We start from the raw sequence: 26,691 nt of genomic DNA, 5'->3' as shown, positions 1-26,691 counted from the left end.
CCAGCGAGGCCAGGCTCAGCGCCACAACGGCGCCCAGTAACTTATACATCTCTGATTCCTTCAGAAGCCTGGATACGCGCCACTCGCCAACCGCCACAGGCTGCCGCCACGGCGCTGACGCCAAGGACTGCAACCAGGGCCAGGCCATAGTGACGCGCCAGCAGGTGGCTGGCGTGTTCGCCCGGCACCTGCACGAATAACTTGTTCAACGCGGCCTCGGCCAGGCCATACAGCCCAACGCTGAGTAAAGCGGCAAACCCTGCGCTGTACAGCGCCTGCAGCACCACAAACAATAACAGCGCGCCGGTGGAAAACCCCAACAGGCGCAACACCGACAATTCCCGGCGCTTGCGTGCCACAGCGGCCAACGCCCCGGCGAAGATCGCCGCAAACGCGCCCGCCAAGGCCAGCCCGGCGATGATCCAGAAGACGATCGACAGGTTGCGGCTCAGCGACTGCACCTGGGCGATCGTCTGTGCCTGGGTCGATACCAACAGATTCTGCCCGGCGAAAAATACCCGCAGCGGCTCCACATCGGCCAGGCTGCGCGCATACAAGCGAAACGCCGGATACACCCGCTGCTCGCTCACACCCACCTCGTCACCGGCCCAACCCAACGCCGGTACCGCACGGCCATCGCGGTAATCCTCCGCCGCTTCCAGCAATCTCAAATCGGCAAACAACCCATCCCGGGCGAAGGCTTCCAGCGGCAGCACCGCCAGTACCTGCAAGCGCGTGCGCTGGGCTTCTACACGCCCCGCCACTTGCCGCGCAAAGCTGGTCTCCAGCCAATCCCCAGGCCGCGCCGCAAGCTTCTCGGCAGCGGTGTGGCTCAGCACGATCCGGTCCAGGCCCCTGGGCATCGGCAGGCCGTTCAGCAGCGGATCACCCGCAGCGGTCGGCAGCATTTCCAGGGTCAGCGTGCCCACCTGCGCCGTCGCCGCAATCTGCCGCGTGCGCGGTAAGGCGAACGCCACATCGCTGCGCTGGCCGAGCTGTTCGACAAATGCGCTGCTGAATCGACCACCGCCCAGCGGAATAATTTCACGGGTGGCCGGATCGGTCTCCAAACGTTCGGTCAAACTGCTAACCAGTCCAAATTTCAGGCCGAACAACACCAGCAACGGCGCGATCACCGCCACCAGCGCCAACACCGAACAGGCCGACAGCCAGGCATCGTTGCGGTAATCCTGCCAGGCCAGGGACGCCACCAGAGGGATGCGCATCAGCACGCCTCCCCAAGGGTCGCGGTGACGCCGCCATCGGTATCGCGACGGCAACTGATGCGCCGCACCTGCAAGCCACTGGCACGGGCCAAGGGTTCGTCATGGGTGGCGATCACACAGGCGGCGCGGTGCTCGCGGGCCTGGGCCAGCAGGGCCTGCATCACGCGCTCGGCGTTCAGCGGGTCAAGGGACGCCGTCGGCTCATCGGCCAGCACCAGTTGCGGTGCATGGGCCAGGGCGCGGGCGCAGCTCACACGTTGGCGCTGGCCCACCGACAACGCGGCCGGCTTCTTGGCCAACTGGTCGCTGATCTCCAGCTGTTCCGCCAGGCGCGTCACGCTGCCATCGTCTTTCAACCCCAGCAGTTGCCGGGACAGTGCGATATTGCTGCGCACATCCAGAAAGCCCAGCAGCCCGCCGGTTTGCAGCACATAGCCCAAATGCTGGCTGCGCAGCGCGGCCAGGGTGGATTGCTGATCGGCGCGCCACAGTCCACCAATGTCCTGCCGGTTGAATTCGAACCGGCCCACCTGATCCGGCGCCAGTACCAGCGCCAACAGATCCAGCAAGGTGCTCTTGCCGCACCCGCTCGGCCCGACAATCGCCAACTGCTCCCCGGCACGCAGGTGCAGCGCCGGGATCACCAGGCTGTAACGCTGGCTGCCGACACCCCGGCTCTTGTGCACCGCGCTCAGGTTCAGCATTACGGCAGCGTCGACAACGGCACGCGGTACAACGCATCGCCCGGCTCGGCATCGCCGAAACGGACCCAGTTGGCCACGTCATTGTGGAAGGTTTCGTAGAGGCGGATTTTCGAATCCAGCTCGTCGATAAAGTCTTCCTGCTCGGCCACGCTCAACGACAACCACAGGTCCTGGGTCATGTTCAGCGACTTGCTGCGGTACGGCAGGCCTTCCAGGTATTCGCCGAGAATGCCACCGTCGGCCAGGTTGCCGCCCTTGCGCAGGGCTTGCGGGTCGCGGCTCATATAGGCGGAGGCGCTGGCGATTTCCTGGAAGAAATCCTTGGGCGAGGTCTGGGTCTTGCGCGCCGCATCGACGATCAGTTTCAGCGACTGTTGCAGGTCGTTGAGCTGCAATTTGGTCAGCATCACGCACACCTGGAACGCCGGCAGCGCGGGGTTGGTCAGGTCGCGGTCGGCGGTCCAGGCACTGACCAGCTGCGGCGCCTGGCTGGCGTTGCGGCGCCCGAGGAAGTCCATGTGCATGGCATAGCCGACCGCTGCGGATTTGTCCGCCAGGCTCGGCGCGGCACTCAGCAGCGGCACCGGTTGCGGGGTATTGCTGCGCACCTGATGCACGAGGTTGGCGAACACGCTGCCGATCTCGTCGACACGCTCGCCCAGCTTGCGCACATCGCCACCCGGCACCGGCGTGTACAGGTCGCCGATCTGCGGGTTGGCGTCGGCGGTGAGGGTGCGGTATTGGCTCTCGGCGCCGGCGTGGGTTTTCTTGCCGGCGTCGGTGCGCAGGTGCAGCGCGTAGATCTTGATCTGCTTGCCCAGCGCGGCCTGGCGCACTTCAGCTTCGTTCATCTGGGTGGCGGCAAACGGGTCGTTCTTGCGCAACGCCCCGGCATCGGTGACCAGCAGGATGATCCGACCGCCATAGCCGGACCAGTCCATGCCGTCCACGGCCTGCATCACCCCGGCAAACGCGTCCTCGTTGAAGGAGTGGCTGGACACGGTGGACGCCTTGACCTGGCGCGCCATGTCGAGGAAGCGTTGCGGGTCGCGGCCCTGGTCGAGGCTGATCAGGGTCTTGGCCACGTATTCCAGGCCTGGGGTTTTCTTGATGCTGCTCCGGAAACCGACCATGCCGAAGCTGACACTGTCCAGCTCGCCACGCTCGGCGATACGGGTTTGCAGCTCGTGCACGACGTCGCGGATCTGGTCGATGTAGGGCTGCATGGAGACCGTGGTGTCCACCACCAGCACCACGGCAGTGCGGAAGGCGTCGGCATTGGCGTTGATCACCGGGGTCGATGGTTTGGCCGCAGCGTTGCTGCCCGGGTCGATGGAGGCGACGTTAAGCAACTGCACCGGCTGGCCGTTTTCGTCGAAGCTCTCCTTGGCGTCGAAGATCGGCAACAGGTAGAACTGGTTCTGCGGCACCGCGCTGGCGGCCGGCTCCAGGGCCAGGACCTGGCCGTTGTCGTCGCTGTTCTTCTGCGCCTTGGCCAGCACGCCTTTGGCGGCGGCTGGATCGGCGAGCAACTTTTCCACTTCGCCGGATTGGCGCAGGAACATCACCGGCGCCCGGCCAGAACGCTCGGTGAATTTAAGCACGAGGCTTTGCTTCCAGTCGCTGACCTGGGCGGCCGGCAACCAGCCGTCGCTGCGGCCATCGGTGGCGGCACCGACGCGCACCCACGGGCTGCCGTCGACGTCTTTGCGCTGGTACACATACAGGACGGAGAACGCCGGCAGGGCCTTGCCAGGCGCGCTGCCGGCGTCATCCGACAGCTTGGCGCCGGGCTTGCTGAGGACGCGCTGGAACAGGGTCTTCTTGCCGGCCATCAATAACGGCCGTTGGCCGCCGTCCACTTCGGCGGCCGCAGTGGGCGTTGCCGGGGGCGCGTCGGCGGCCGTCGGTGGCTTGGCCTGAGGCACGACGGCAGCCGGCGGCTTGGCCGGTTCATCACTGCCGCTCAACCACCAGTAACTGCCGCCACCAATGGCCAATGCGACGGCCACCGCCACGGCGGCCAGTGCCAGCACCGGCCCACGGCGCTGCTCGGACACGGCCTTGTGCTGGGTCGGCGTTACCACCGGCTGGCGTACCGGTTGCGCCTGGGGCCTGTCGGTCGGGATGTCGATGGTGACCGGGGTCATGCCCGCCAGATCAAAACTCAGCGGGATCGGCAACGGCCGCACCAGCGTGGCCTCCGGCGAGTCCGTCGGCAGGTTATCCAGCGCCTGCAGCAACGCCGCCGCATCCGGGAAACGCTCTGCCGGGTCCTTGGCCAACAGCTTGCGCAACACACCCTGATAACGCCCGTGGTGCACCGGCAATTCCGGCAAGGGTTCGGTCAGGTGCGCCAGCGCGGTGGACAGCGCATCGTTGCCGTTGTACGGCAGCTTGCCGACGAGGATTTCATACAGCACCACGCCCAGCGCGTAGAGGTCGGCACGGCCATCGATCTCCTGACCCCGCGCCTGCTCCGGGCTCATGTAGCTTGGCGTGCCCACGGCAAACCCGGCCTGGGTGAATTGGGTGCGGTCGTCCAGGGACTTGGCGATACCGAAGTCCGACAGCACCGCCGTGCCATCGGCGCGGAACAGGATGTTTGCCGGCTTTACGTCGCGGTGCACCAGCCCCTGGGCATGGGCATAGCCCAGCGCCGAGGCGATCTGGCGGATCAGCGTAATGCCCTGCTCCGGCGTCAGGCCGGCGGCGATGCGCTCCTTGAGCGTGCCGTTGGGCAGGTATTCCATGGCCATGTAGTACAGCTCACCGACATTGCCGATGTCATGGATGGTCACCGTGTGCGGGTGGGACAGCCGCGCCAGGGTCTTGCCCTCGCGCAGGAAACGTTCGCAGAAGCTCGGGTCGGCCGCCAGCGCCGCCGCCATCACCTTCAGCGCCACCTTGCGCTCCAGGGAGCGCTGGGTCGCCAGGTACACGCTGGCCATGGCGCCTTCGCCGATCTCGCCGTCGATGTCATAGCCCGGAATCACAATGTTCATGCCGATACCTTCACGACGATGGCGGTGATGTTGTCCGGCGCGCCGCGGTTGAGCCCCAGGTGCACCAGGCTGCGCACGATTTCATCCGGCGCGTCGTGGCTGAGCACTTCGCGGATCTCATGGTCTTCGACGGTCTTGTTCAGGCCATCGCTGCACAGCAGGTAGCTGTCGCCGGGGGCGATCAGCAGGTCGACCACCGCCAGCTCCAGCTGGGCTTCCACGCCAATGGCGCGGGTGACGATGTTGGCGCGCGGGTGCACGCGGGCATCGGCTTCGCTGAGCAGGCCGCTGTCCTGCAGGTCCTGCACGTAGCTGTGGTCGCGGGAGATCCCTTCGAGCACGCCGTCGCGCAGGCGGTACAGGCGACTGTCGCCGGCCCACAGGCACACACCGCGCAAGCCGCGCGCGGCGAGCACCACCACCGTGCTGCCCATCATGGTCACGCCACGGTTGGCGGTTTCTTCACGCACGGCGGCGTTGATGCGGATCAGGTCATTGCGCAGGGCGGCCGAGTACTCGTCGAGGGAACGGCCCATCGGCACGCTGCGCAGGCTGTCGACGATCAGGCTGCTGACATAATCCCCCGCCGCGTGCCCGCCCATGCCGTCGGCCACCACCCACAGGCGGTTTTCCGGCAGGTCCAGGCACGCGTCTTCGTTGACCTGGCGAACCATGCCCACATGGCTTTTGCTCGCGGATTTGTACGTCGACCCCATCTACACCACACCTTCTTGTCCGAGCAGAAACTGCGCAAAATCGCAGGCGGCAGGCAAGCCCTGACACCGCAATAAACCAGGGGAAATCGTCTGCGAACCACGCCCCCACCACAGGCTCGCACCGTCGCAGGCCTGTTCGGCGAGCGCGGTCATGCGCTGGTGCGGCACGCTGGCCGCCACGCGCTGCAGGCCGGCGAAACGGCTGTCCACCGCACGCGGCTCGGTCGCCGGTAAGCCCAGGTCATCGAGGCCAGCGTTGAAGCGTTCAAACGTGGCGCCGGCATCCAGGGTGCTGAGCAGCAGCTCTTCAGCCCGCTCGAACCAGCTGTCCGGCCCGCCCACCAGGGACGCCGGGTTGATGTCGTGATCGAGCAAGATAACCACCGCCAGCGGGAAATAGCGCCCGACCCGGTCAATACTCGGCATCACCACGCCCGCGGCCGCGTCCGGCCCGCACACGCCGGGCGCCAGCACAAAGCGCCACAGAGGGCTGACCAGGTACGCATTGAGCCAGTCGGCGCCGAGGCTGTTCTGGCTGGCGAGCAACCCCGCCGCCAGCCAACTGTCCCACGGGCCGATAAAGCTCTGGGGCAAGGCACGGCTGACGAAATCTCCGCGACTGGCCAGCTTGCCGTAGAAACCCAGCGTCGTCATAGCCGCTCCGGCAGGCTGAAGCCACTGAGCACGCGGCTCTTGAACGGGTTGAAGGCGCTGTTGGCGCGCAACTCGTAGGCGATGCTCGCACCGTCGACGCGCAGGCGCAGGTTGAAGCGGTCCGGCGAGTTGCCGGCGGTGAGGTCCGACTGTTCCAGCAGGCGGAACCAGGCCCACGGCCCGTCGAGGGTCACGCCCGAGCGGCCACTGGCCGACGGTGGCATGATCGAGATACGCACCACGCCAATGCTGCCGGGGTTCGGCCATTGCATCGCCACCGGGCGGCTGGGGCCATGGTCGTAGCTCAATTGCTGGCCGTCGAGGTCGAGCAGGAACTGGGTGATGGTCGGGTCCATCGACACCGGCTTGAGTTCGAAACGTACGATCGGTTGGGTGCCACCGGAGCGGAAAAACGCATCGCGGATCGTCGCCGCGCGCTGGAAGGTTTGCAGCACGCCCGGCGCAATCCCGAGTTTCTGTGCCGCGCCCGGCTGCCAGCGCCAGGTCTGTGCCGAGGTGTCCACGTACGGCTGCAGGTATTTGCGGAAATAGTTGTCCATCACCCCGCCGACACCGAAGAACTGGCCGAAGTCATCCAGGGTCGCATCCCGCGCACTGCCCGGCGACATCGGGTAACGACCAGCCAGGGACTGGCGATACACGTTGACCACTTCGCTGACCCACGCCGCGTTCAGCTGGTTACGCACCCCGCCCATCATGCTGTTGGTGGTGGAGTTGACCACCGACTTGACCATGCCCTGCACCAGCGGCGGTTGGCGCTCGGCGTTCAGGCTGACCCGCGTGGCCGCAGCCGCCGCCTGGTTCTTCGCCTCGCCAAGCAAGGCATCGCCGCTGGCACCGACCATGGCGCTGACCTGCACATACAGCGCGTTCATGTCCGACAACAGGCCGTCGATGGCTGCCGGTTCGCCTTCGTTCTTGCTGACGATGCTGTTGAGTTCGGCAAAGTGCGCAGTCACCGGATCATCCGCCGCCGCCGGTGCATTGGCCGTCGGTTGCTCCTGGCCGAGCAGGCTGCCGAGGCGCTCCTTGAGCTTGTCGACGCCACCTTCCACCGGCACGCCTTTGGCGGCCAATTGGCGCTCTTCGGCTTGCAGATCGGTTTCCTTGGCCACGGCCACCAGCAGTTTTTTCAGCGGCGAACTCGGCCCGGAAATCACCCGCAGCACATCGGCCGCCTGGGCCACGCTGGTGATCGGCACAAAGTCGATGTCGGCGAGCAACGCATCCCATTGGCGCTGATAGTCCTGGAAATACAGGCGACGCACATCGGCGGCCAGGCTGACCACGTTCTGCTGATCGGCCTGCTCATGGCCCAGCACCCATTGCTCTTCAGCCAGGGTGCCGGTCTGGTTCAGGCTGCTCAGCAAAAACGCCTGGCGATAACCCTTGGCGGTGAAAAAGCCACTCAACGGCTCACCCAACGGCTTGCCGCTTTTACGGCTGAACACCAGCGCGGCATCGCGGCCAGCGGCTTCGTTGATACGGAAGTCCGGGATGCCTTCGGGCAGTTTCTGGCGTTTGACCCGGTCGTAGACGCGCTGGGCCACCGGCAGTTGTTGCAACTGGCGACGCAGATCGTCGATCAAGCGCGGGTCAAGGCGCGCACTTGGCGGATGGCGCTCGAACAGTGCCTGCAAGTGCCCGCTCAACGCCTGGCGCTGATCGGCCGGCAGGTCGCGCGGCAGGTTGCGGTCCCAGTCGAGGGCGATCCAGGCCTTGATGAAGTCCGGGTCGTAATGCTCGCTGTCGGCGAGCATCAGGTAGGCCTTGAGGCCTTCGTAGAGGAAGTCGGAGTTGCCGCCGCCGTGCAGTTGCTCCTCGATGCGCGTCACCAGGCGCGGCGCGAACACGGCGATCAACAGCTTGCGATAGACGCTGGCGGACTCGGCTTCGAGCATATCGCCCTGATATAGCCCCAGGCCTTCGGACCAGCTCGGCGAATCCCCCGCGAGGTTCTTCACCGCATTGAGCAGCGGCAGCACCGCGAGCACTTCACGCTGCGCCGGGCTGAGGTTCTGGACGGTCTGGCCCAGTGGCGCGACCTTCTGGTCGACCTGGGCGATATACGCCTGGTTGGCGCGATAACTCACCCACCACAGGCTGCTGACCACGATCACCAAGGCCACGGTGGCCGCGAGTACACCGCGTGCGATCCACGTGCGCCGACGCTCGACTTTCGGGTTAACGCCCACCAGTCCACGTTCGGCAAAGGCCACGGCGGTGAAGAGTTTTTCGATGAAGTAACTGCGCCCGGTGCCGCTCTGGCGCGCCAGGTGCTGGCGGTCCAGGTTCATGCTCTGGGCCATGGCGCCGATCAGGCGATCGATCGGGCTGCCTTCCTGGGTGCCGCTGGTGAAGTACACGCCGCGCAGCAACACGCGCTCTTCAAAGGCATTGGGCTTGAACACGCCTTCGAGGAAGCTTTGCAGGCAGTCCTTCAATGCGCCGAACTGCTGCGGAAAACCGTAGATCAGGTCGCGCCGCGCCGGGTCGCGCTCCTGTTGCAGGCGCTCCACCAGGCGTTCGTTGAGGCGCTGCTCGAGGCCGGCGAATTCGCTTTGCAGGTGCGCCAGGGGGCTGTCGCTGTTCTTGCCGTCGTCCAGGGCAAAGGTCATGCCCCAGACCTGGGCGCGTTCTTCCTTGCTCAGGTTGTCGAAGAACTCCATGAAGCCCGGCACCAGGTCGAGCTTGGTCAGCATCAGGTAGATCGGGAAACGCACGCCCAGTTGGGTGTACAGCTCCTGGATACGCAGGCGGATCGCCGCCGCATGGGCCGCGCGCTCGGCATCGGTGCCCAGCAGCAGGTCCGACAGGCTGATGGCGATAAAGGCGCCATCGATGGGCCGGCGCGAGCGCTGCTTTTTCAGCAGGTCGAGAAAGCCCAGCCAGGCAGCTTTGTCCACTGTCGAGTTGCTGTCCTGGGTGGTGTAGCGGCCGGCGGTGTCGAGCAATACCGCCTGGTCGGTAAACCACCAGTCGCAGTTGCGCGTACCGCCGACACCGCGCACCGCCCCGGCGCCCAACTGGGCCGCCAGCGGAAAGTGCAGCCCGGAGTTGACCAGCGCCGTGGTCTTGCCCGAACCCGGCGGGCCGATAATCACGTACCACGGCAGCTCGTAGAGGTTGCGGCGTTCGTCGCCACCGAGCTTGGCCTTTTTCAGCAGCGCCAGGGCCTCGTCCATGCGCTGGCGCAAGGTAGTAAGCTCTTCGGCGGTGGCCACGCTGTTGGGGTCGGCCGGGGTTTCGGCCGCCAGGCTGCGCATCACTTCGGCCGCTCGGCGCCGCGCCTGGATGATGCGGAACACGCGGTAGGCGATCCACACCGCAAACACCAGGATGATCAGCGCCCAACGCCGGCCTTCCGGCACCAGCACGTCGAGCAACGGCCCCACAAACCAGATGATCAGGCTCAGGGCGATCAGGCCCAGCACGGGGATCACCCAGCGAATCATGAAACTGAAAAACGCCTTCACTCGACGCCCTCCGCCAATACGGTGATTTCAACCCGACGATTGCGGGCACGGCCTTCGGCAGTTGCGTTGGTCGCCAACGGCTCGGTGTCGCTGCGGCCCTCGGCACTGAAGCGATCAGCCTGGCCGGTCTTGGCCGCGAGGATCTCCAATACCGACTTGGCCCGCGCTTCGGACAGCGCCCAGTTGGATGGGAAACGCAGCGTGGCAATCGGGCGGTTGTCGCTGTGCCCGGTGACGCGCACCTGGCCCTTGACCTTGCGGATGGCGTCGGCGATGCGCAGCATCAGCGGCTGGTAGTCATCGACGATGCTGGAGCTGGCAGACGCAAATAGCTCGTCGCCACGAATGGTGACCACGGAGCGGTCGACCTTGTCTTCCACCGCGACGCGACCGGCCTTGATGTCTTCCGCCAGGAAGCCGGCCAGACGCGGACGCTCGATCACTTTGGGTTGCGCCACGGGACGGTCGATGGCCTGCACCGGGATCTCGCCCAGGGCATGGATGTTCTTGAACACCGGCTCGGCCTGCGCCGCGAGCAGCAGGCGCAAGGTGAACAACAAGGCCAGCAACAACGCCAGGCCAATCGCCACGGCGATCCACGGCGGCATGAACTGCGCCAGCCGATCACGCGCGACGGTGACGCCACGCCAATGGGGCGACAGTTCGCGCTCGTGGTCACCGCGAGCACTGCGAATCGCCGCCGCCGTGCGCTCACGCAAGGCTTCCAACTGGCTGCGACCGTCATTCATCACGCGGTAGCGGCCTTCGAACCCCAGGCACATGCACAGGTACAACAGCTCCAGCAGGTAGAGGCGCTCCCGTGGGCTTTGCAGGCAGTGGTCGAGCAACTGGAAGACTTTTTCGCCCCCCCAGGCTTCGTTGTGCACCGTGATCAACAGGCTCTGCTTGCCCCAATCGCTGGTGCTGCCCCACGGCGTGCTCAACACCGCTTCATCGAGGGCGGTGCACAGCGCGTAGCGCGCCAGCAGCACCTCGTTGCGGGCCACGCCAGCGGCTTCGGCGCGTTCTTCGAACTGGCGCAGGTACGCCAGCAACTGCGCGCGCAGGCTGGCCGGCGCCGGGTGCGCGATGGTGTTGCGCAGGCGCGTCAACAGCGCCAACAGCGGGCCGGCGGCGCTTTCCAGCGGGTTCAGGCCCTGGCTTTTGCCGGTGAGGATCGGCGCGGCCGGCATCGACAGGGGGGTCGGCTCGGCACGCGCGGGTTCCGGCGCGCGGCCACCCGGGCGCGGCATGAACTGGGTGCGGTCGTCATCATTGGGATGCATCGCGGATTATCCTCGGATCGCCCAGAAGGCCAGGTTCAAGCCCGGGAACTGCCCGGCGATATGGAAGGCAAAACCACCGGAATTGCCCAGTTGCTGCCAATGCTCGCTGCCACGGTCCAGCTCGTAGTAGGTCGAGCCTGCGTGGTACGGCAGTTGGCGCGGCGCCACTGGCAACGGCAGCAAGGTGATGCCCGGCAGTTGCAGGTTGACCAGGTCGCGGATGTGCTCCACCGATCCGACCTTGCTCTGCTGGCCGAAGCGCGCACGCAGGGTTTCGCCGGGCACATCGGCACGAACCACGAGGATGAAGCTGGCGCTGTCGAGCAGGGTCTTGTCGGCCAGCATGGCCACGTGGACGCCGTAGGCTTTCTCGACAATCGGGATCGGCGTGGCCTTGCTGTCGATCAGCATCGACAGGGCTTCGCGCAGGGCCGCCATGACTGGGGCGAAGCTCAGGGCCAGGTCGTCGTGCTGGTATTGCGGGTATTCCTGGGGACGACGGCCTGAAGTGGAAAAGGTCGAGAACTCACCGGCCAGGCTGACCAGTTCGCTGAAAAAGCGCTCCGGGTGCAGCGGGCTCAACTGGCTGAAATGCTGGATCAGCGGCTGGGCGCGGTTGACCAGTTGCAGCAGCATGAAATCGGCGATCTCCGACGCACCGCCCGCCCCCGAGGCAACCACGCGGCCCGCCAGGGCTTCGCCGCGCTGGTGCAACAGGCCCAGCAGTTCGCTGCGAAACGCGCTCAATGGCTTGCTCGCGGCCACGTCCAGCACCGGCGGGATGTAGCTGTCGTCGAGGACCAGCGCACGGTCGGCGCGTTTTTCCTTGATGCGCACCAGGCCCACGGCGGCGTAGTCACTGATGCCGTCCTGAGCGGTCAGCAAGCGCAAGGCCCGGGAACCCACAGCCACCGGCGCGCGGTTTTCGAACGGCGCGTTGTCATCGCGCACTTCGCGCACTTGGCTCACGTAGCGCGCGGCTTCCAGGGCTTCGCCCTCATCCACGGTGTCGCGGGCCCCCGCGCGCTTGAGTGGCAAGGCCAGGTAGACCAGGCCATCGCGCAGGTTGTCGTCGATATTCAGCGGGCTGGGCGCCAGGTCATCCTGGGGAATGTTGAACGGCGTGCCGTCGGGCAACAGGCCGCGCGCCGAGACGATGGCCAGCTTGCCCTGGGCCAGCAGGCCCTGGTCGATCAGCAATTCGGAAAACCCCCAGGCGCCGGCGGACAACGGGCGACTGCGGGCGTCGATCAGGTTTTCCAGGTAACGGTCATGCTGCTGGAAGTGCTGCGTTCCGATGAACATGCCTTCCGACCAGACCACGCGATTGTTCCAGGACATGGGGAGCTCCGATTGCTTCTTATTGGGCAGGGCTGGATGGGGTGACCACAACGTCGGCGCGCACGGCACGCACATCGAGGCTGATCTGGTATTCAGTGTATTGGCGCGCCGGCACGTTGATCACCGTGCGCCATTGCGCGCGGTCCAACTCGCGATAACCCACCAGCAAGCCGATCTGGCGCGTGGAGGGGTCGAGGTCGCGCTGGATGCTCAGTTGCTGGCCGGGTTGCACCATGACTTCGTCCTGGTCCAGCAGGTCCAGGCCGAGGGTCGATTGCGCACGGTCGGCCAGGGCGAAATAATCGGAGCGGGCGAAGGTGGCGGCGTTCTTCAGTTCGAAAATGCGCACCCGCACCGGCGCGGCCTGGCCGTTGGCGCCGGGGTTAAGCCCGGCAATGGCGTGGAAGTGCAGCTCGACGGCGGCGGTGTCCACTTCAGCCTCAGCAGCCGTTTCGGATTTGACCGCGTCCTTGGCGCACGCGGTCAGCAGCAGCGCGGTGGCGACTGCGAGTAAAAACCTGGGAATCATCCTGCGTCCTCAATGACGTACTTAGCTATCCGTTAATCCGTAGGTTGCGGCGCGGTTTACCGACGCTGTCGCGCGCTGTGTTCTTCGTAGGCCCGGCTGAATTCACGGCCGAACAGGTCCTGGAAATCTTCCTGGGCCTCGCGGGAAATATTGCTGTAGAGCTCGGTGAACTGCTGCCAGTACTGGGCCTGGCGCGAGCCGGCGAACAGGTTCGACAGCCCGCCGGGCTTGCCCATGCGCTCTTCCAGTTGCGCCGGTTCAAAGCGCGTGAGCAGGTGCTTGATCGCTGCTTCCACCCCGGCCATCACCGCCAGTTGGTGGGCGCGCAGGTCATCAAAACTGTCGCGCACGGCAATGTCCGGCGCCATAAACGCCTGGTTACCGTGGCGAAGCAAAAGCAGTAACGCTTCGTCGGCATTCGGTGCGAATTTCAACGGATTGTTTTCGGCAGGCTGGATCATGGTCTGCTGCATGCGGAACTCGCCCTTGAGGCTGGCGCGGGCACGCAATACGTCGATCAGGCCTTCGACCATCAGGCGGTAGCTGCGGCCGATGTTTTCCATCTGCGCCTCCGCTTGGGCCTTGTCCAGGCGCAACTGGTCCAGGCCGGCACCGCGCAGGAAGGCCTGCAAGAGGTCGGGCTGCCGGGTGTCGGCTACAGGGGGCGCTGGCTCGACCACGGGTGGCGGCTGGATGATCGGTGCGGGTGGCGGTGGCGGAGGTGGCGGCGCACTGGCCAACGGCGCCGGCGTGTCGCCAAACAGGTCCCAGTCTTCGGGAATCACCGAGCCCGAGACCACAGGCGTCTCGACCACGGGTACCGCCACCGGGGTCGGCGGGCGGAAGTCGTGTTGTTCGCTGGGAACATGGTCGGCCACGGTGGGCGGCGGCACGGCGGTAGGGCTGAGGAAGTCGAACAGGTCCGGCAACGTGTCCATCGACGAAGCACCCTGAAATTGCGGGGCAATCACCGGCGTCGGCGCGGGCTTGTTCGCCACGGCCCCCATCAGGGCCTCAAAACTGTTCGGCGAATCACCGGCGAATGGCTGGCTGTCGATGGCCTGCACGTTGAAGTCGATCCGTGCCTGGATCTCGTAATCGCCGATGCGGATCAGCTCGCCATCCTGCAACAGCTCGCTGTTACCCCGGCGCAAACGGATGCCGGCGTTAACCAACTCCACACCGTTTGTACTGTTATCGGTTAAATAATAACGGCCATCTTTGTATTGAATAACGCAGTGCTGCGAAGACACCAGGCGCTCGGGGTCAGGCAATACCCAGTCATTATCCGAGCTGCGGCCGATAGCCATCGAGCCCTGGTTCATGGACTTTTCCGAGCATTGCCCGGGGGTAATCTTGTGATAACTAGTGATAGTCAAACACAGCGACATCTTGCCTCCTTGCTGATACTTCGCGCGCAGTCGACCCCAGGGACAGCGACGCCCGGGAGATCCCCATCAGGTCGTGCAATCGACCGTTCAAAACCTGCTGATGCCAGCATGATCGCTGATCTTAACTGGGCTCCATGACAAAAATCCTATGCCGGTGCGTCGTTCGACCCACCAGTCGCACAGGTTGTTAAGCACCGCACATCTGTCACAGAGGGCGAATAGCTTACCTTGACAAGGCATAAGTACTACACCAAAAATGCACAACTTCTTGAATACCAGTGATGGCACATTAGTGGCATCTTGCTTATATGACCAAGAAAACATGCAAAGTTCCTTGCGCAACTAATGCATGCATTGCCCGCCATCTAACGGGCCGATAGGGAGATCAATTTCAGTGGATGTGCCGTTGCTGCTCACCGCCGTTTCCGCGACTTCGCCCTGTGGCGAAGACATGGAATATGACGCGGATTTTCTCCAGCTGGAGCGTGATGCCAAGGGCCAACCCGAGCGCAGCATGGGCGATTCGATCCTGCCCGCCGAGCCGCCGGAATGGCGCAGCATCCAGCAGCAGAGCCTCGACTTGCTGCAGCGCAGCAAAGACCTGCGCATCACCCATTTCCTGTTGCAAAGCTCCCTCGCCCTCCAGGGTGCGGCCGGGCTGGCTGAAGTCCTTACGTTGATCAATGCGCTGCTGCGCGAATACTGGGCCGACCTGCACCCGCGCCTGGATGCCGACGACGATAACGACCCCACCGTACGCATCAACGCCCTCTCCGGCCTGACCAGCGACGCGACCATTCATCTGCTGCGCGAAAGCATCCTCACGCGCTCGCGCACCTTCGGCCCTGTGAGCCTGCGCGCCGCGCTGAACGCCAGCGGCCTGATGAGTTTCCCCGACGAACAGCTCGGCGCCCAGCAACTCAATGCCGCGTTCCTCGACAGCGACCCCGAACACCTGCAAGCCACCCGCGACGCCTTGAGCGCCGCACGCGCCGCCTGCGAAGCCATCGAGCAGCAGGTCAGCGACCAGGTGGGTTCCGCCCAAGGCGTGGACCTCAGCCTGTTGAAGCAACCGCTCAAGCAGGCGCTGCAGGTGCTTAATCAGTTTGTTCCGAACAGCGCTGCCAGCAGCGAGCCCGAGGCCGTCAGTGACGACAATGCCCCCTCGGTGGACTTCGCCGCTGCCCCCGCCGCACCTCGCCCCAGCGGCGACATCAGCAACCGTGATGACGTGCTGCGCAGCCTCGACAAGATCCTTGCGTATTACACCCGGCACGAGCCTTCGAGCCCGTTGCCGGTGTTGCTGAACCGGGCCAAGCATCTTGTGCACGCCGACTTCGCGGCCATCGTGCGCAATCTGATTCCCGATGGGATGTCCCAATTTGAAAACCTGCGCGGCCCGGACGGCGAGTAAGCCGCTCGACTGCGCAGTAACAACACCGTCGCTCAAGCGACCAGGAGCAGCAACGTGGCGAAGCAAAGTTCTCAGAAATTCATCGCGCGCAACCGCGCGCCTCGAGTGCAGATCGAGTACGACGTCGAGCTCTACGGCGCCGAGAAAAAGGTCCAGCTGCCCTTCGTGATGGGTGTGATGGCCGACCTCGCCGGCAAGCCTGCCGAGCCTCTTCTGCCTGTGGCCGACCGCAAGTTCCTTGAAGTGGACGTCGACAACTTCGACTCGCGCCTCAAGGCCATGCAGCCGCGCGTGGCGTTCCACGTACCCAACGAGCTGACCGGCGAAGGCAACCTGAGCCTGGACATCACCTTCGAAAGCATGGACGACTTCAGCCCGGCCGCCGTGGCCCGCAAGGTCGACTCGCTCAAGCAACTGCTCGAAGCCCGCACCCAGCTGGCCAACCTGCTGACCTACATGGACGGCAAGACTGGCGCTGAAGAAATCATCATGAAGGCGATCAAGGACCCGGCACTGCTCCAGGCACTTGCCAGTGCGCCTAAGCCTGCAGGGGACCAGTAATCATGACTGACAATACCGCCCGCGAAGGCGCCCAGAGCCTGGGTGCAACCGAGGAAACCAGCGAGTTCGCATCCTTGCTGATGCAGGAATTCAAGCCCAAGACCGAGCGTGCCCGCGAAGCCGTGGAAACCGCCGTGCGCACCCTGGCCGAACAGGCCCTGGCGCAAACCGACCTGGTGTCCAACGACGCGATCAAATCGATCGAATCGATCATCGCCGCCATCGACGCCAAGCTCACCGCCCAGGTCAACCAGATCATCCACCACCAGGATTTCCAGCAGCTGGAAAGCGCCTGGCGTGGCCTGCACTACCTGGTCAATAACACCGAGAGCGATGAGCAGCTGAAGATTCGCGTGCTCAACATCTCCAAGCCGGACCTGCACAAGACCCTGAAGAAATTCAAGGGCACCGCGTGGGACCAGAGCCCGCTCTTCAAGAAGATGTACGAAGAAGAATACGGCCAGTTCGGCGGCGAACCCTATGGTTGCCTGGTAGGCGACTACTACTTCGACCAGTCGCCACCGGACGTGGAACTGCTGGGCGAGCTGTCGAAAGTCTGCGCCGCCATGCACGCCCCGTTCATTGCTGCGGCATCGCCGACCGTGATGGGCATGGGCTCGTGGCAGGAACTGTCGAACCCGCGCGACCTGACCAAGATCTTCACCACCCCGGAATACGCCGGCTGGCGCTCGCTGCGTGAATCGGAAGACTCGCGCTACATCGGCCTGACCATGCCGCGCTTCCTGGCGCGCCTGCCCTATGGCGCCAAGACCGACCCGGTGGAAGCCTTCGCCTTCGAAGAAAACACCGACGGCGCCGACAGCTCCAAGTACACCTGGGCCAACGCCGCCTACGCGATGGCGGTGAACATCAACCGTTCGTTCAAGCACTACGGCTGGTGCTCGCGTATCCGTGGCGTGGAGTCCGGCGGTGAAGTGGAAAACCTGCCGGCCCACACGTTCCCTACCGATGACGGTGGCGTGGACATGAAGTGCCCGACCGAAATCGCCATCAGCGACCGCCGTGAAGCGGAACTGGCGAAGAACGGTTTCATGCCGCTGCTGCACAAGAAAAACACTGACTTCGCCGCGTTCATCGGCGCCCAGTCGTTGCAGAAGCCGGCCGAATACGACGACCCGGACGCCACCGCCAACGCCAACCTGGCCGCGCGCCTGCCGTACCTGTTCGCCACTTGCCGTTTCGCGCACTACTTGAAGTGCATCGTGCGCGACAAGATCGGTTCCTTCAAAGAGAAGGACGAGATGCAGCGCTGGTTGCAGGACTGGATCCTCAACTACGTCGACGGTGACCCGGCGCACTCCACCGAGACCACCAAGGCCCAGCACCCGTTGGCCGCCGCCGAGGTGATCGTGGAAGACGTCGAGGGTAACCCGGGGTACTACAACTCGAAGTTTTACCTGCGCCCGCACTACCAGCTCGAAGGGCTGACCGTGTCGTTGCGCCTGGTATCGAAGCTGCCTTCGGCGAAAAGCGCCTAACCCACGGATGAGCTGGCTCTTCTGTGGGAGGGGGGCTTGCCCCCGATAGCATCACTGGGGTGTGACTGACACACCGAGGTGCCTGCATCGGGGGCAAGCCCCCTCCCACACAAAAGCACTGCCCATTTGGAGTCACTCAAATTCAGTGGCAAGAGCCACACAGGGAGAAAACATGGCTGTTGATATTTTCATCAAGATCGGCGACATCAAGGGCGAGTCCATGGACAAGGCCCACAAGGACGAAATCGACGTGCTGAACTGGAGCTGGGGCATGGCCCAGTCCGGCAACATGCACGTTGGCGGTGGCGGCGGCGCGGGTAAGGTGAACATCCAGGACCTGTCGCTGACCAAGTACGTCGACAAGGCCTCGCCGAACCTGATGATGCACTGCGCCAGCGGCAAGCACATCGACAAGGTCAAGCTGACCGTGCGCAAGGCCGGTGGCGAAAGCCAGGTCGAGTACATGGTGATCAACCTGGAAGAAGTGCTGGTAACGTCCCTGAGCACCGGCGGTTCGGGCGGCGATGACCGCCTGACTGAAAACGTCACCCTGAACTTCGCCCAAGTGATGGTCGACTACCAGCCGCAGAAAGCCGACGGCACCAAAGACGGCGGCGCGATCAAGTTTGGCTGGAACATCCGTTCCAACACCAAGCGCTGATAGCCCTTAGGCCGTGGCTTCGCGCCACGGCACTACGGTCTCAAGTGCAGCCTTTTGTCCCTCTCGCAACCCGTCCGTGGAGCTGCTTTGGTGGTAACTGAAATCGCTTCCCGCGACCGTCTGCAACCGTCCCTGCTGGACCGGTTGACCGACGACGACCCAACCAATCCCAAGGAAAGCGCCGATAAACGCGTGCTGTCCCTGACCCAATTGAAAGCCTCGGTGCTGCGCGACCTGGCGTGGCTGCTCAATACCACGTCGTTGCTCGATGCCGATGCCACGCTGCACACACAGGCCGGTACCTCGGTGGTCAATTACGGCCTGCCGGCGCTGGCGGGCAACAGCGTTTCCAGCGTCGACATCAAGGCCCTGGAAGCCCTGATCTACCAGGCGATTGCCACCTTTGAACCGCGCATCCTGCGCCACACGCTGCGCGTCAAAGCCCGCGTCGGCCATGGCGAGATGAATCACAACGCCCTGAGTTTCGAGATCGAAGGCGACCTGTGGGCGCAGCCGGTGCCCTTGCGCCTGTTGCTGCAAACCGACCTCGACCTGGAATCCGGCCATGTGCGCGTAGTGAATGCCGACCAGCGGAGACGCCCATGAACCCGCGCCTGCTGGAGCTGTACAACCAGGAACTGCACCACGTGCGTGAAAGCGCGGCGGAGTTCGCCAAGGAATACCCGAAGATCGCCAGTCGGCTGACCTTGTCCGGTATGGACTGCGCCGACCCGTACGTCGAACGCCTGCTTGAGGGCTTTGCCTACCTCACTGCCCGCGTACAGCTCAAACTCGACGCCGAGTACCCGACCTTCACCCACAACCTGCTGGAAATCGCCTACCCGCACTACCTGGCGCCAACACCATCGATGACCGTGGTGCAATTGCACACCGACCCCGATGAAGGCTCCCTGGCCAGCGGCTTCCCGCTGCCGCGCGACACCGTGTTGCGCGCCGCCCTGGGCCGCGAAACCCAGACCTGCTGCGAGTACCGCACCGCGCATCCGGTGACGTTGTGGCCGTTGCAGGTCAGCAGCGCCGAGTACTTCGGCAACCCCGCCGCCGTACTCGGGCGCCTGGCCGCCAGTGAGCCGAAAGCCAAGGCCGGCCTGCGCCTGACCCTGCGCACCGGCGCCGAATTGCCGTTCAACAGCCTCGACCTGGACAACCTGCCGCTGTACCTCAGCGGTGCCGATGAGCAGCCGTTCCGCCTTTACGAACAACTGCTGGGCAACGCCTGCGCGGTGTTTGCGCGCAAGCCCGGTGGCGATTGGGTCGAACGCCTGCCCCAGGACGCGCTGCGCTCGCGGGGTTTCGACGACGCCGATGCGGCCATGCCGGTGGTCGCACGAGCCTTCCAGGGCTATCGCCTGTTGCAGGAATACTTCGCCCTGCCCCACCGTTTCCTGTTCGTCGAATTCGCCGAGCTGATCCGCGCGGTCAAGCGTTGCGACGGCCAGGAGCTGGAGCTGATCGTGCTGTTCGACCGTCACGAGCCAAGCCTGGAAGGCAGCGTCGGCGCAGCGCAGTTCCTGCCGTTCTGCACCCCGGCGATCAACCTGTTCCCCAAGCGCGTGGACCGCATCCACTTGTCCGACCGGGTCAACGAGCACCACGTGATCGCCGACCGCACACGGCCGATGGATTTCGAGATTCATTCGTTGAGCGGTATCACCGGCCACGGCACCGGGCCAGAGCAGCCCTTTTTGCCGTTCTATGCGGTCCGCGATCCATCCCGTTATGGCCGCGACCAGGCGTACTACACCGTGCGCCGCGAACCGCGGGTGTTGTCCAGCGACCAGCGCCGCAACGGCCCGCGCTCCACCTATGTGGGCAGCGAGACCTTTGTCAGCCTGGTCGACAGCCGCCAGGCGCCGTATCGCCACGACCTGCGCCAACTCGGCGTGACCGCGCTGTGCACCAATCGCGACCTGCCGTTGTTCATGAGCGTGGGCAACGGCAAGACCGACTTCACCCTGGCCGACAGCGCGCCGGTGTTATCCGTGCGTTGCGTCGCCGGGCCAAGCCGCCCACGCGCCAGCCATGCCCATGACGCCAAGGCCTGGCGCCTGATCAGCCAGTTGTCGCTCAACTATTTGTCCCTGAGCGAGCAAGGCCAGGGCGCGGCGGCATTACGCGAATTGCTGCGCCTGTATGGAGACAGCAACGACGCGGCCCTGCAATTGCAGATCGAAGGCTTGCGCGACGTCAGCAGCAAGGCCGTCACCCGGCGCCTGCCGATGCCCGGCCCGATTGTGTTTGGCCGCGGCCTGGAAATTACCTTGGAGTTCGATGAAAACGCGTTTCGCGGCACCGGCGTGTTCCTGCTCGGTGCGGTGCTGGAACGCTTCCTGGCACGCTACGTGTCGATCAACAGTTTTACCGAGACGGTGATCCGTACCACCGAACGCGGCGAGATCATGCGATGGAAAGCCAAGCCCGGGCGTCGTCCGACCCTGTGAGTACGTTGGATGCGATGCATCAGGAGCCCTGGGAATACGATTTCTTCCAGGCGTTGCGGCGTATCGAGTGCGAATCGCCCGAGCTGCCGCGCCTGGGCCATTCCCTGCGCCTGGCGGATGACCCGTTGCGCCTGGGGCAACAGGCCGATTGCACCTTCGCCCCGGCCACCCTGGCCTCGGTCGATCCCGGCGGCGACGGCAAACCGGCGCGGCTGGAGCAATTCTTCTTCGGCCTGGGTGGCCCCAACGGCCCGTTGCCGCTGCATATCACCGAGTACGTACGCGAGCGTCAGCGCAACAACGCCGACAGCACCAGCAAGCAGTTCCTGGACGTCTTCCACCACCGCCTGCTGAGCCTGTTTTACCGAGCCTGGGCCGAGGCGCGGCCGACGGTCAGCCACGACCGCCCGGACGATGACTACTGGTCCGCACGCCTCGCGGCCTTGAGTGGCCGGGGCATGCCGAGCCTGCTTAACCAAGGATTGATTCCGGACACAGCGAAGCTGCACTACAGCGGCCACCTGTCGGCACAAACCCGCTACCCCGACGGTTTGAAGGCGATCCTCGGTGAGTATTTCGGCCTGCCGGTGGAGATCGAAGAATACGTCGGCCAATGGCTGGAACTGCCCGAGCGCAGCCGCGTGGGCGTGAGCGCCCACCAGCTGGGGGTGGACTTCTGCCTGGGCAGCCACGTGTGGGACCGCCAGCATAAATTCCGCATCCGCCTGGGCCCGCTCAAGTTGGACGACTACATGGGCATGCTGCCCGGCAGCCAGCCGTTCAACGAGCTGGTGGCGTGGGTGGCCGAGTACCTGGGCCATGAATTGGACTGGGACTTGAACCTGGTTCTGCAACAACCCGAAGTACCGGCGCTGCAACTCAATGGCCAGTTCCGCCTGGGCTTCAACACCTGGCTCGGCTGCCCTGCGGTTGATGCCAACGACCTAATCCTGGCCCGGCATTACGCCGATCAAGCCACCACCTCAAGGAATCCAGAGCATGGGTGAAATCAGTCGCGCCGCACTGTTCGGCAAACTCAACAGCGTGGCCTACAAGGCCATCGAAGCCGCCACCGTGTTCTGCAAGCTGCGGGGCAACCCGTACGTGGAACTGGCCCACTGGTTCCACCAGTTGCTGCAACTGCAGGACTCGGACCTGCACCGCATCATCCGCCAGTTCAACGTCGAGCCGGCGCGCCTGGCCCGAGACCTCACCGAAGCCCTGGACCGCCTGCCGCGTGGCTCGACGTCGATCACCGACCTGTCGTCCCACGTGGAAGAGGCGGTAGAGCGCGGCTGGGTGTACGGCAGCCTGATGTTCGGCGAAAGCCAGGTGCGCACCGGTTACCTGGTGCTGGGCATCCTCAAGACGCCAAGCCTGCGCCATGCGCTGCTGGGGTTGTCCTCGGAGTTCGACAAGATCAAGGCCGAAGCCCTGAGCGAGCGGTTTGACGAATACGTCGGTGATTCGCCGGAAAACGCCCTGACTGCCAGCGACGGCTTCAATGCCGGCGCGGTGCCGGGCGAGGCCAGCGGCGCCATGGCACCGAGTGCGATGGGCAAGCAGGAGGCGCTCAAGCGCTTCACCGTTGACCTCACCGAACAAGCGCGCAGCGGCAAGCTCGATCCGATCGTGGGCCGTGACGAAGAGATCCGCCAACTGGTGGACATCCTCATGCGCCGCCGCCAGAACAACCCGATCCTCACCGGTGAAGCCGGCGTCGGCAAGACCGCCGTGGTCGAAGGTTTTGCCCTGCGCATCGTCGCCGGTGACGTGCCGCCCGCACTCAAGGATGTGGAACTGCGCAGCCTCGATGTGGGCCTGCTGCAAGCCGGCGCGAGCATGAAAGGCGAGTTCGAACAGCGCCTGCGCCAGGTCATCGAAGACGTCCAGGCCTCGCCCAAGCCGATCATTCTGTTTATCGACGAAGCCCACACCCTGGTGGGTGCCGGTGGCGCTGCCGGCACCGGCGACGCGGCCAACCTGCTCAAGCCGGCCCTGGCCCGTGGCACCCTGCGTACCGTGGCCGCGACGACCTGGGCCGAGTACAAGAAGCACATCGAGAAAGACCCGGCCCTGACCCGCCGCTTCCAAGTGGTACAAGTGGCCGAGCCGTCGGAAGACAAGGCGCTGCTGATGATGCGCGGCGTGGCCTCGACCATGGAGAAGCACCACCAGGTGCAGATCCTCGACGAAGCCCTGGAAGCCTCGGTGAAACTGTCCCATCGCTATATCCCGGCGCGTCAGTTGCCGGATAAATCCGTGAGCCTGCTGGACACCGCCTGTGCCCGCGTCGCCATCAGCCTGCACGCGGTGCCGGCCGAAGTGGACGACAGCCGCCGCCGCATCGAAGCCCTGGAAACCGAGCTGCAAATCATCGCCCGCGAGCATGCCATCGGCATTGCCATTGGTGCGCGCCAGAGCAACAGCGAAGCCCTGTTAAGCGCCGAGCGTGAGCGCCTGGCGACCCTGGAAAGCCGCTGGGCCGAAGAGAAAGCCCTGGTGGATGAGCTGCTCGCCACCCGTGCAACCCTGCGCGAAAAAGCCGGCGTCGTGGACAGCGGCAACGATGAATTGCGTGCGCAACTGGTCGACCTGCAACAGCGTCTCACCGCGCTGCAAGGCGAAACCCCGTTGATCCTGCCGACCGTGGATTACCAGGCCGTGGCCTCGGTGGTCGCCGACTGGACCGGTATCCCGGTGGGCCGCATGGCCCGCAACGAACTGGAAACCGTGCTCAACCTCGACCAGCACCTGAAAAAACGCATCATCGGCCAGGACCACGCCCTGCAGATGATCGCCAAGCGCATCCAGACCTCCCGCGCCGGCCTCGACAACCCGAGCAAGCCGATTGGCGTGTTCATGCTGGCCGGCACCTCCGGCGTGGGCAAGACCGAAACCGCCCTGGCCCTGGCCGAAGCCATGTATGGCGGTGAGCAGAATGTAATCACCATCAACATGAGCGAGTTCCAGGAAGCCCACACGGTGTCGACCCTCAAGGGCGCGCCTCCGGGCTATATCGGCTACGGCGAAGGCGGCGTGCTGACCGAAGCGGTGCGACGCAAGCCCTACAGCGTGGTGCTGCTGGACGAGGTGGAAAAAGCCCACCCGGACGTGCATGAGATCTTCTTCCAGGTGTTCGACAAGGGCGTGATGGAAGACGGCGAAGGCCGGGTGATCGACTTCAAGAACACCCTGATCCTGTTGACCACCAACGCCGGTACCGAGCTGATCTCCCAGGTCTGCAAGGACCCGGCGAACATCCCCGAGCCGGAAGAAATCGCCAAGGCCCTGCGCCAGCCATTGCTGGAGATCTTCCCGCCCGCCCTGCTCGGCCGCCTGGTGACGATCCCGTACTACCCGCTGAGCGACGAGATGCTCAAGGCGATCACCCGCCTGCAACTCAACCGCATCAAGAAGCGCGTGGAGACGACCCACAAGGTCGCCTTCGACTACGACGACGCCGTGGTCGACCTGATCGTCTCGCGCTGCACCGAGACCGAAAGCGGCGGGCGCATGATCGACACCATCCTCACCAACAGCCTGCTGCCGGACATGAGCCGTGAATTCCTCACGCGCATGCTCGAAGGCAAGGCATTGGCGGGTGTGCGCATCAGCAGCCGGGATAATGAATTGCACTATCAGTTCAACGATTGACCTGAAGAAACACAATCTAAATGTGGGAGGGGGCTTGCCCCCGATGGCGGTGAATCAGTCACCAATGCATCACCTGACACACTGCTATCGGGGGCAAGCCCCCTCCCACATTTGGACTGGGTTCCTTCAGTTATTAGGGTACTTCGATGTTATTCAACCAAGCCTCACGCCTGGCCAAGATCACCAGCCCCCTCGGGCCGGATGTGCTGCTGCTCAATGAAATGGGCGGCGGCGAAGAGCTGGGCCGCCTGTTCAACTATGAGCTGCAACTGACGTCCCTGGACGCCAACATCGACCTCAACCAGTTGCTCGGCAAGCCCATGAGCGTCGGTCTGCAACTGGCGGACGGCGGCGAGCGGCACTTCCACGGCATCGTCGCGCGCTGCAGCCAGAACATCGACCAGGGCCAGTTCGCCAGTTACCAGGTGACGCTGCGCCCGTGGTTCTGGCTGCTGACGCGCACCTCGGACTGCCGGATTTTCCAGAACCTGAGCATCCCGCAGATCATCAAGCAGGTGTTCCGCGACCTGGGGTTTTCCGACTTCGAAGACGCCCTGAGCCGGCCGTACCGCGAGTGGGAATACTGCGTGCAGTACCGCGAGACCAGCTTCGATTTCGTCAGCCGCCTGATGGAACAGGAAGGCATCTACTACTTCTTCCGCCACGAGCAGGACCGCCATGTGCTGGTGCTGGCCGACGCCTACGGCGCCCACACCACGGTGCCGGGCTATGCGTCGATCCCGTACTACCCCAAGGACGAGCAGCAGCGCGAACGCGACCACATGCACAACTGGCACCTGGCGCAGGAGGTGCAGCCGGGCTCGCTGGAGCTCAACGACTACGACTTCCAGCGCCCCAGCGCCAGCATCGACGTGCGTTCGGCCATGCCGCGCCCGCACACCGCCGGCGACTATCCGCTGTACGACTACCCCGGTACCTACGTGCAAAGCGCCGACGGCGAACACTACGCGCGCACCCGCATCGAAGCCCTGCAAACCCTGCATGAACAGGTCGAGTTCGCCGGCAATGCCCGTGGCCTGGGTTCCGGCCACCTGTTCAGCCTCACCGGCTTCAGCCGCCAGGACCAGAACCGCGAATACCTGATCATCGGCTGCCGCTACTACATCGTTCAGGAAAGCCTGGAAAGCGGCGGCGGTTCGGGTTCGGCGCAGTTCGAAAGCAGCCTGACCTGCATCGACGCCCAGCAAAGCTTCCGCCCGCTGGCCACAACCCACCGCCCCATCGTCAAAGGTCCGCAGACGGCATTGGTGGTTGGCCCCAAAGGCGAGGAAATCTGGACCGACCAGTACGGCCGCGTGAAGGTGCACTTCTACTGGGACCGTCACGACCAATCCAACGAAAACAGCTCGTGCTGGATCCGCGTGTCGCAATCCTGGGCCGGCAAGAACTGGGGCTCGATGCAGATTCCACGGATCGGCCAGGAAGTGATTGTCAGCTTTCTTGAAGGTGATCCGGACCGCCCGATCATCACCGGGCGGGTATACAACGCCGAGCAGACCGTGCCCTACGACCTGCCGGAGAACGCGACCCAGAGCGGCATGAAGAGTCGCTCCAGCAAGGGCGGCACGCCGGCCAACTTCAATGAAATCCGCATGGAGGACAAGAAGGGGTTGGAGCAGTTGTATATCCATGCCGAGCGTAACCAGGACATTGTTGTCGAGGTGGACGAAAGTCATTCCGTCGGGCACGACCGCAATAAAAGTATCGGCCATAACGAGACGGTGACCATCGGCAACAACCGCCTGCGCATCGTCAAGCAGGAAGACATCCTCTCGGTGGGCCAGAGAAAGACCGACAGCATCAGCCAGAGCTACGTCATCGAAGTGGGCGAAAACCTGCGCCTGGTCTGCGGTGAAAGCATCCTCGAGCTCAACGCCAGTGGGCAGATCAACCTGACCGGCGTGAACATCAGCTTCTATGCCAGCGGCGATGCCGAGTTCAATACCGGCGGCGTGCTGCACCTGAACAACGGCGGCGGCCCTGGCGCCACGCCCGACGGCCAAGGCCAAAAAGGCGCCATCGACGCCAATATCAAAGCCGCCTTCCCCGCGCCTAAAAGCTCTTGAC

The 26,691-nt window shown here is 64.4% G+C and carries 19 protein-coding genes; 9 read left to right on the top strand and 10 right to left on the bottom strand.

From position 1 onward, the window contains the following. Positions 1-41: 41 nt before the first annotated feature. Genes BM416_RS12045 through tagH form a run of 10 tightly spaced genes read right to left on the bottom strand, consistent with a single transcriptional unit; the run spans position 42 to position 14,349 of the window. Positions 42-1,226 carry an FtsX-like permease family protein gene (locus BM416_RS12045; RefSeq protein ID WP_092488202.1) on the bottom strand — a complete coding sequence of 395 codons (1,185 nt, stop codon included), beginning with the start codon at positions 1,224-1,226 and terminating at the stop codon, positions 42-44. Further along, the gene (locus tag BM416_RS12040) at positions 1,226-1,930 is read right to left on the bottom strand and encodes an ABC transporter ATP-binding protein (RefSeq protein ID WP_027608274.1); all 705 of its coding nucleotides are present in this window, start codon (positions 1,928-1,930) and stop codon (positions 1,226-1,228) included. The genes BM416_RS12045 and BM416_RS12040 overlap by 1 nt, the downstream gene beginning before the upstream one ends. Then, on the bottom strand, positions 1,930-4,935 hold the full coding sequence (locus tag BM416_RS12035; protein ID WP_092488201.1) for a serine/threonine-protein kinase: 3,006 nt from the start codon (positions 4,933-4,935) through the stop codon (positions 1,930-1,932). The genes BM416_RS12040 and BM416_RS12035 overlap by 1 nt, the downstream gene beginning before the upstream one ends. Then, the gene (locus BM416_RS12030; RefSeq protein ID WP_065937979.1) at positions 4,932-5,651 is read right to left on the bottom strand and encodes a PP2C family protein-serine/threonine phosphatase; all 720 of its coding nucleotides are present in this window, start codon (positions 5,649-5,651) and stop codon (positions 4,932-4,934) included. Before BM416_RS12030 ends, BM416_RS12035 begins: the two co-directional genes overlap by 4 nt. Continuing rightward, complete coding sequence (tagF, locus tag BM416_RS12025; RefSeq protein WP_092488200.1) at positions 5,652-6,305, bottom strand: type VI secretion system-associated protein TagF; 654 nt, start codon at positions 6,303-6,305, stop codon at positions 5,652-5,654. It abuts the gene before it with no gap. Further along, positions 6,302-9,802: a type VI secretion system membrane subunit TssM gene (gene tssM / locus BM416_RS12020; RefSeq protein WP_092488199.1), complete on the bottom strand. Its 3,501-nt coding sequence runs from the start codon at positions 9,800-9,802 to the stop codon at positions 6,302-6,304. Before tssM ends, tagF begins: the two co-directional genes overlap by 4 nt. Next, a complete protein-coding gene (locus tag BM416_RS12015) occupies positions 9,799-11,088 on the bottom strand; it encodes a DotU family type VI secretion system protein (RefSeq protein WP_092488198.1) in 1,290 nt (429 codons plus the stop codon). The genes tssM and BM416_RS12015 overlap by 4 nt, the downstream gene beginning before the upstream one ends. 6 nt (positions 11,089-11,094) lie before the next feature. Beyond that, positions 11,095-12,429 (bottom strand): type VI secretion system baseplate subunit TssK, encoded by a 1,335-nt coding sequence (gene tssK, locus BM416_RS12010; protein WP_092488197.1) that lies wholly within the window; start codon positions 12,427-12,429, stop codon positions 11,095-11,097. Positions 12,430-12,448: 19 nt separating this feature from the next. Further along, the gene (gene tssJ, locus BM416_RS12005; RefSeq protein WP_092488196.1) at positions 12,449-12,958 is read right to left on the bottom strand and encodes a type VI secretion system lipoprotein TssJ; all 510 of its coding nucleotides are present in this window, start codon (positions 12,956-12,958) and stop codon (positions 12,449-12,451) included. A 56-nt stretch (positions 12,959-13,014) separates the two neighbouring features. Further along, positions 13,015-14,349, bottom strand: a complete 1,335-nt coding sequence (tagH, locus tag BM416_RS12000) for a type VI secretion system-associated FHA domain protein TagH (RefSeq protein ID WP_092488195.1) — start codon at positions 14,347-14,349, stop codon at positions 13,015-13,017. A gap of 394 nt (positions 14,350-14,743) precedes the next feature. Here tagH and tssA point away from each other — a divergent pair, with 394 nt between their 5' ends. The 9 genes from tssA to BM416_RS11955 all read left to right on the top strand — a co-directional run bounded on the left by tssA (position 14,744) and on the right by BM416_RS11955 (position 26,690). Beyond that, a complete protein-coding gene (gene tssA / locus BM416_RS11995) occupies positions 14,744-15,763 on the top strand; it encodes a type VI secretion system protein TssA (protein WP_092488194.1) in 1,020 nt (339 codons plus the stop codon). A gap of 54 nt (positions 15,764-15,817) precedes the next feature. Further along, positions 15,818-16,324 carry a type VI secretion system contractile sheath small subunit gene (gene tssB, locus BM416_RS11990; protein ID WP_065926732.1) on the top strand — a complete coding sequence of 169 codons (507 nt, stop codon included), beginning with the start codon at positions 15,818-15,820 and terminating at the stop codon, positions 16,322-16,324. Between the two features lie 2 nt (positions 16,325-16,326). Then, complete coding sequence (gene tssC / locus BM416_RS11985) at positions 16,327-17,823, top strand: type VI secretion system contractile sheath large subunit (RefSeq protein ID WP_065926733.1); 1,497 nt, start codon at positions 16,327-16,329, stop codon at positions 17,821-17,823. Between the two features lie 172 nt (positions 17,824-17,995). Beyond that, entirely contained in the window at positions 17,996-18,484 is a 489-nt protein-coding gene (locus tag BM416_RS11980) for an Hcp family type VI secretion system effector (protein WP_015886558.1), read from the top strand. Between the two features lie 90 nt (positions 18,485-18,574). Further along, complete coding sequence (gene tssE / locus BM416_RS11975) at positions 18,575-19,090, top strand: type VI secretion system baseplate subunit TssE (protein WP_027608263.1); 516 nt, start codon at positions 18,575-18,577, stop codon at positions 19,088-19,090. After that, complete coding sequence (tssF, locus tag BM416_RS11970; RefSeq protein WP_092488193.1) at positions 19,087-20,946, top strand: type VI secretion system baseplate subunit TssF; 1,860 nt, start codon at positions 19,087-19,089, stop codon at positions 20,944-20,946. The genes tssE and tssF overlap by 4 nt, the downstream gene beginning before the upstream one ends. Continuing rightward, positions 20,910-21,953, top strand: a complete 1,044-nt coding sequence (tssG, locus tag BM416_RS11965; RefSeq protein WP_027608261.1) for a type VI secretion system baseplate subunit TssG — start codon at positions 20,910-20,912, stop codon at positions 21,951-21,953. The genes tssF and tssG overlap by 37 nt, the downstream gene beginning before the upstream one ends. Beyond that, on the top strand, positions 21,946-24,603 hold the full coding sequence (tssH, locus tag BM416_RS11960; protein ID WP_092488192.1) for a type VI secretion system ATPase TssH: 2,658 nt from the start codon (positions 21,946-21,948) through the stop codon (positions 24,601-24,603). Before tssG ends, tssH begins: the two co-directional genes overlap by 8 nt. Positions 24,604-24,749: 146 nt before the next feature. Further along, positions 24,750-26,690 carry a type VI secretion system Vgr family protein gene (locus BM416_RS11955; RefSeq protein WP_092488191.1) on the top strand — a complete coding sequence of 647 codons (1,941 nt, stop codon included), beginning with the start codon at positions 24,750-24,752 and terminating at the stop codon, positions 26,688-26,690. Position 26,691: the final 1 nt, after the last annotated feature.

It is taken from the genome of Pseudomonas sp. NFACC42-2, assembly GCF_900116055.1.
Taxonomy (GTDB): Bacteria; Pseudomonadota; Gammaproteobacteria; order Pseudomonadales; family Pseudomonadaceae; genus Aquipseudomonas; species Aquipseudomonas marginalis.
This window is presented reverse-complemented; position numbering and strand designations above follow the sequence as displayed.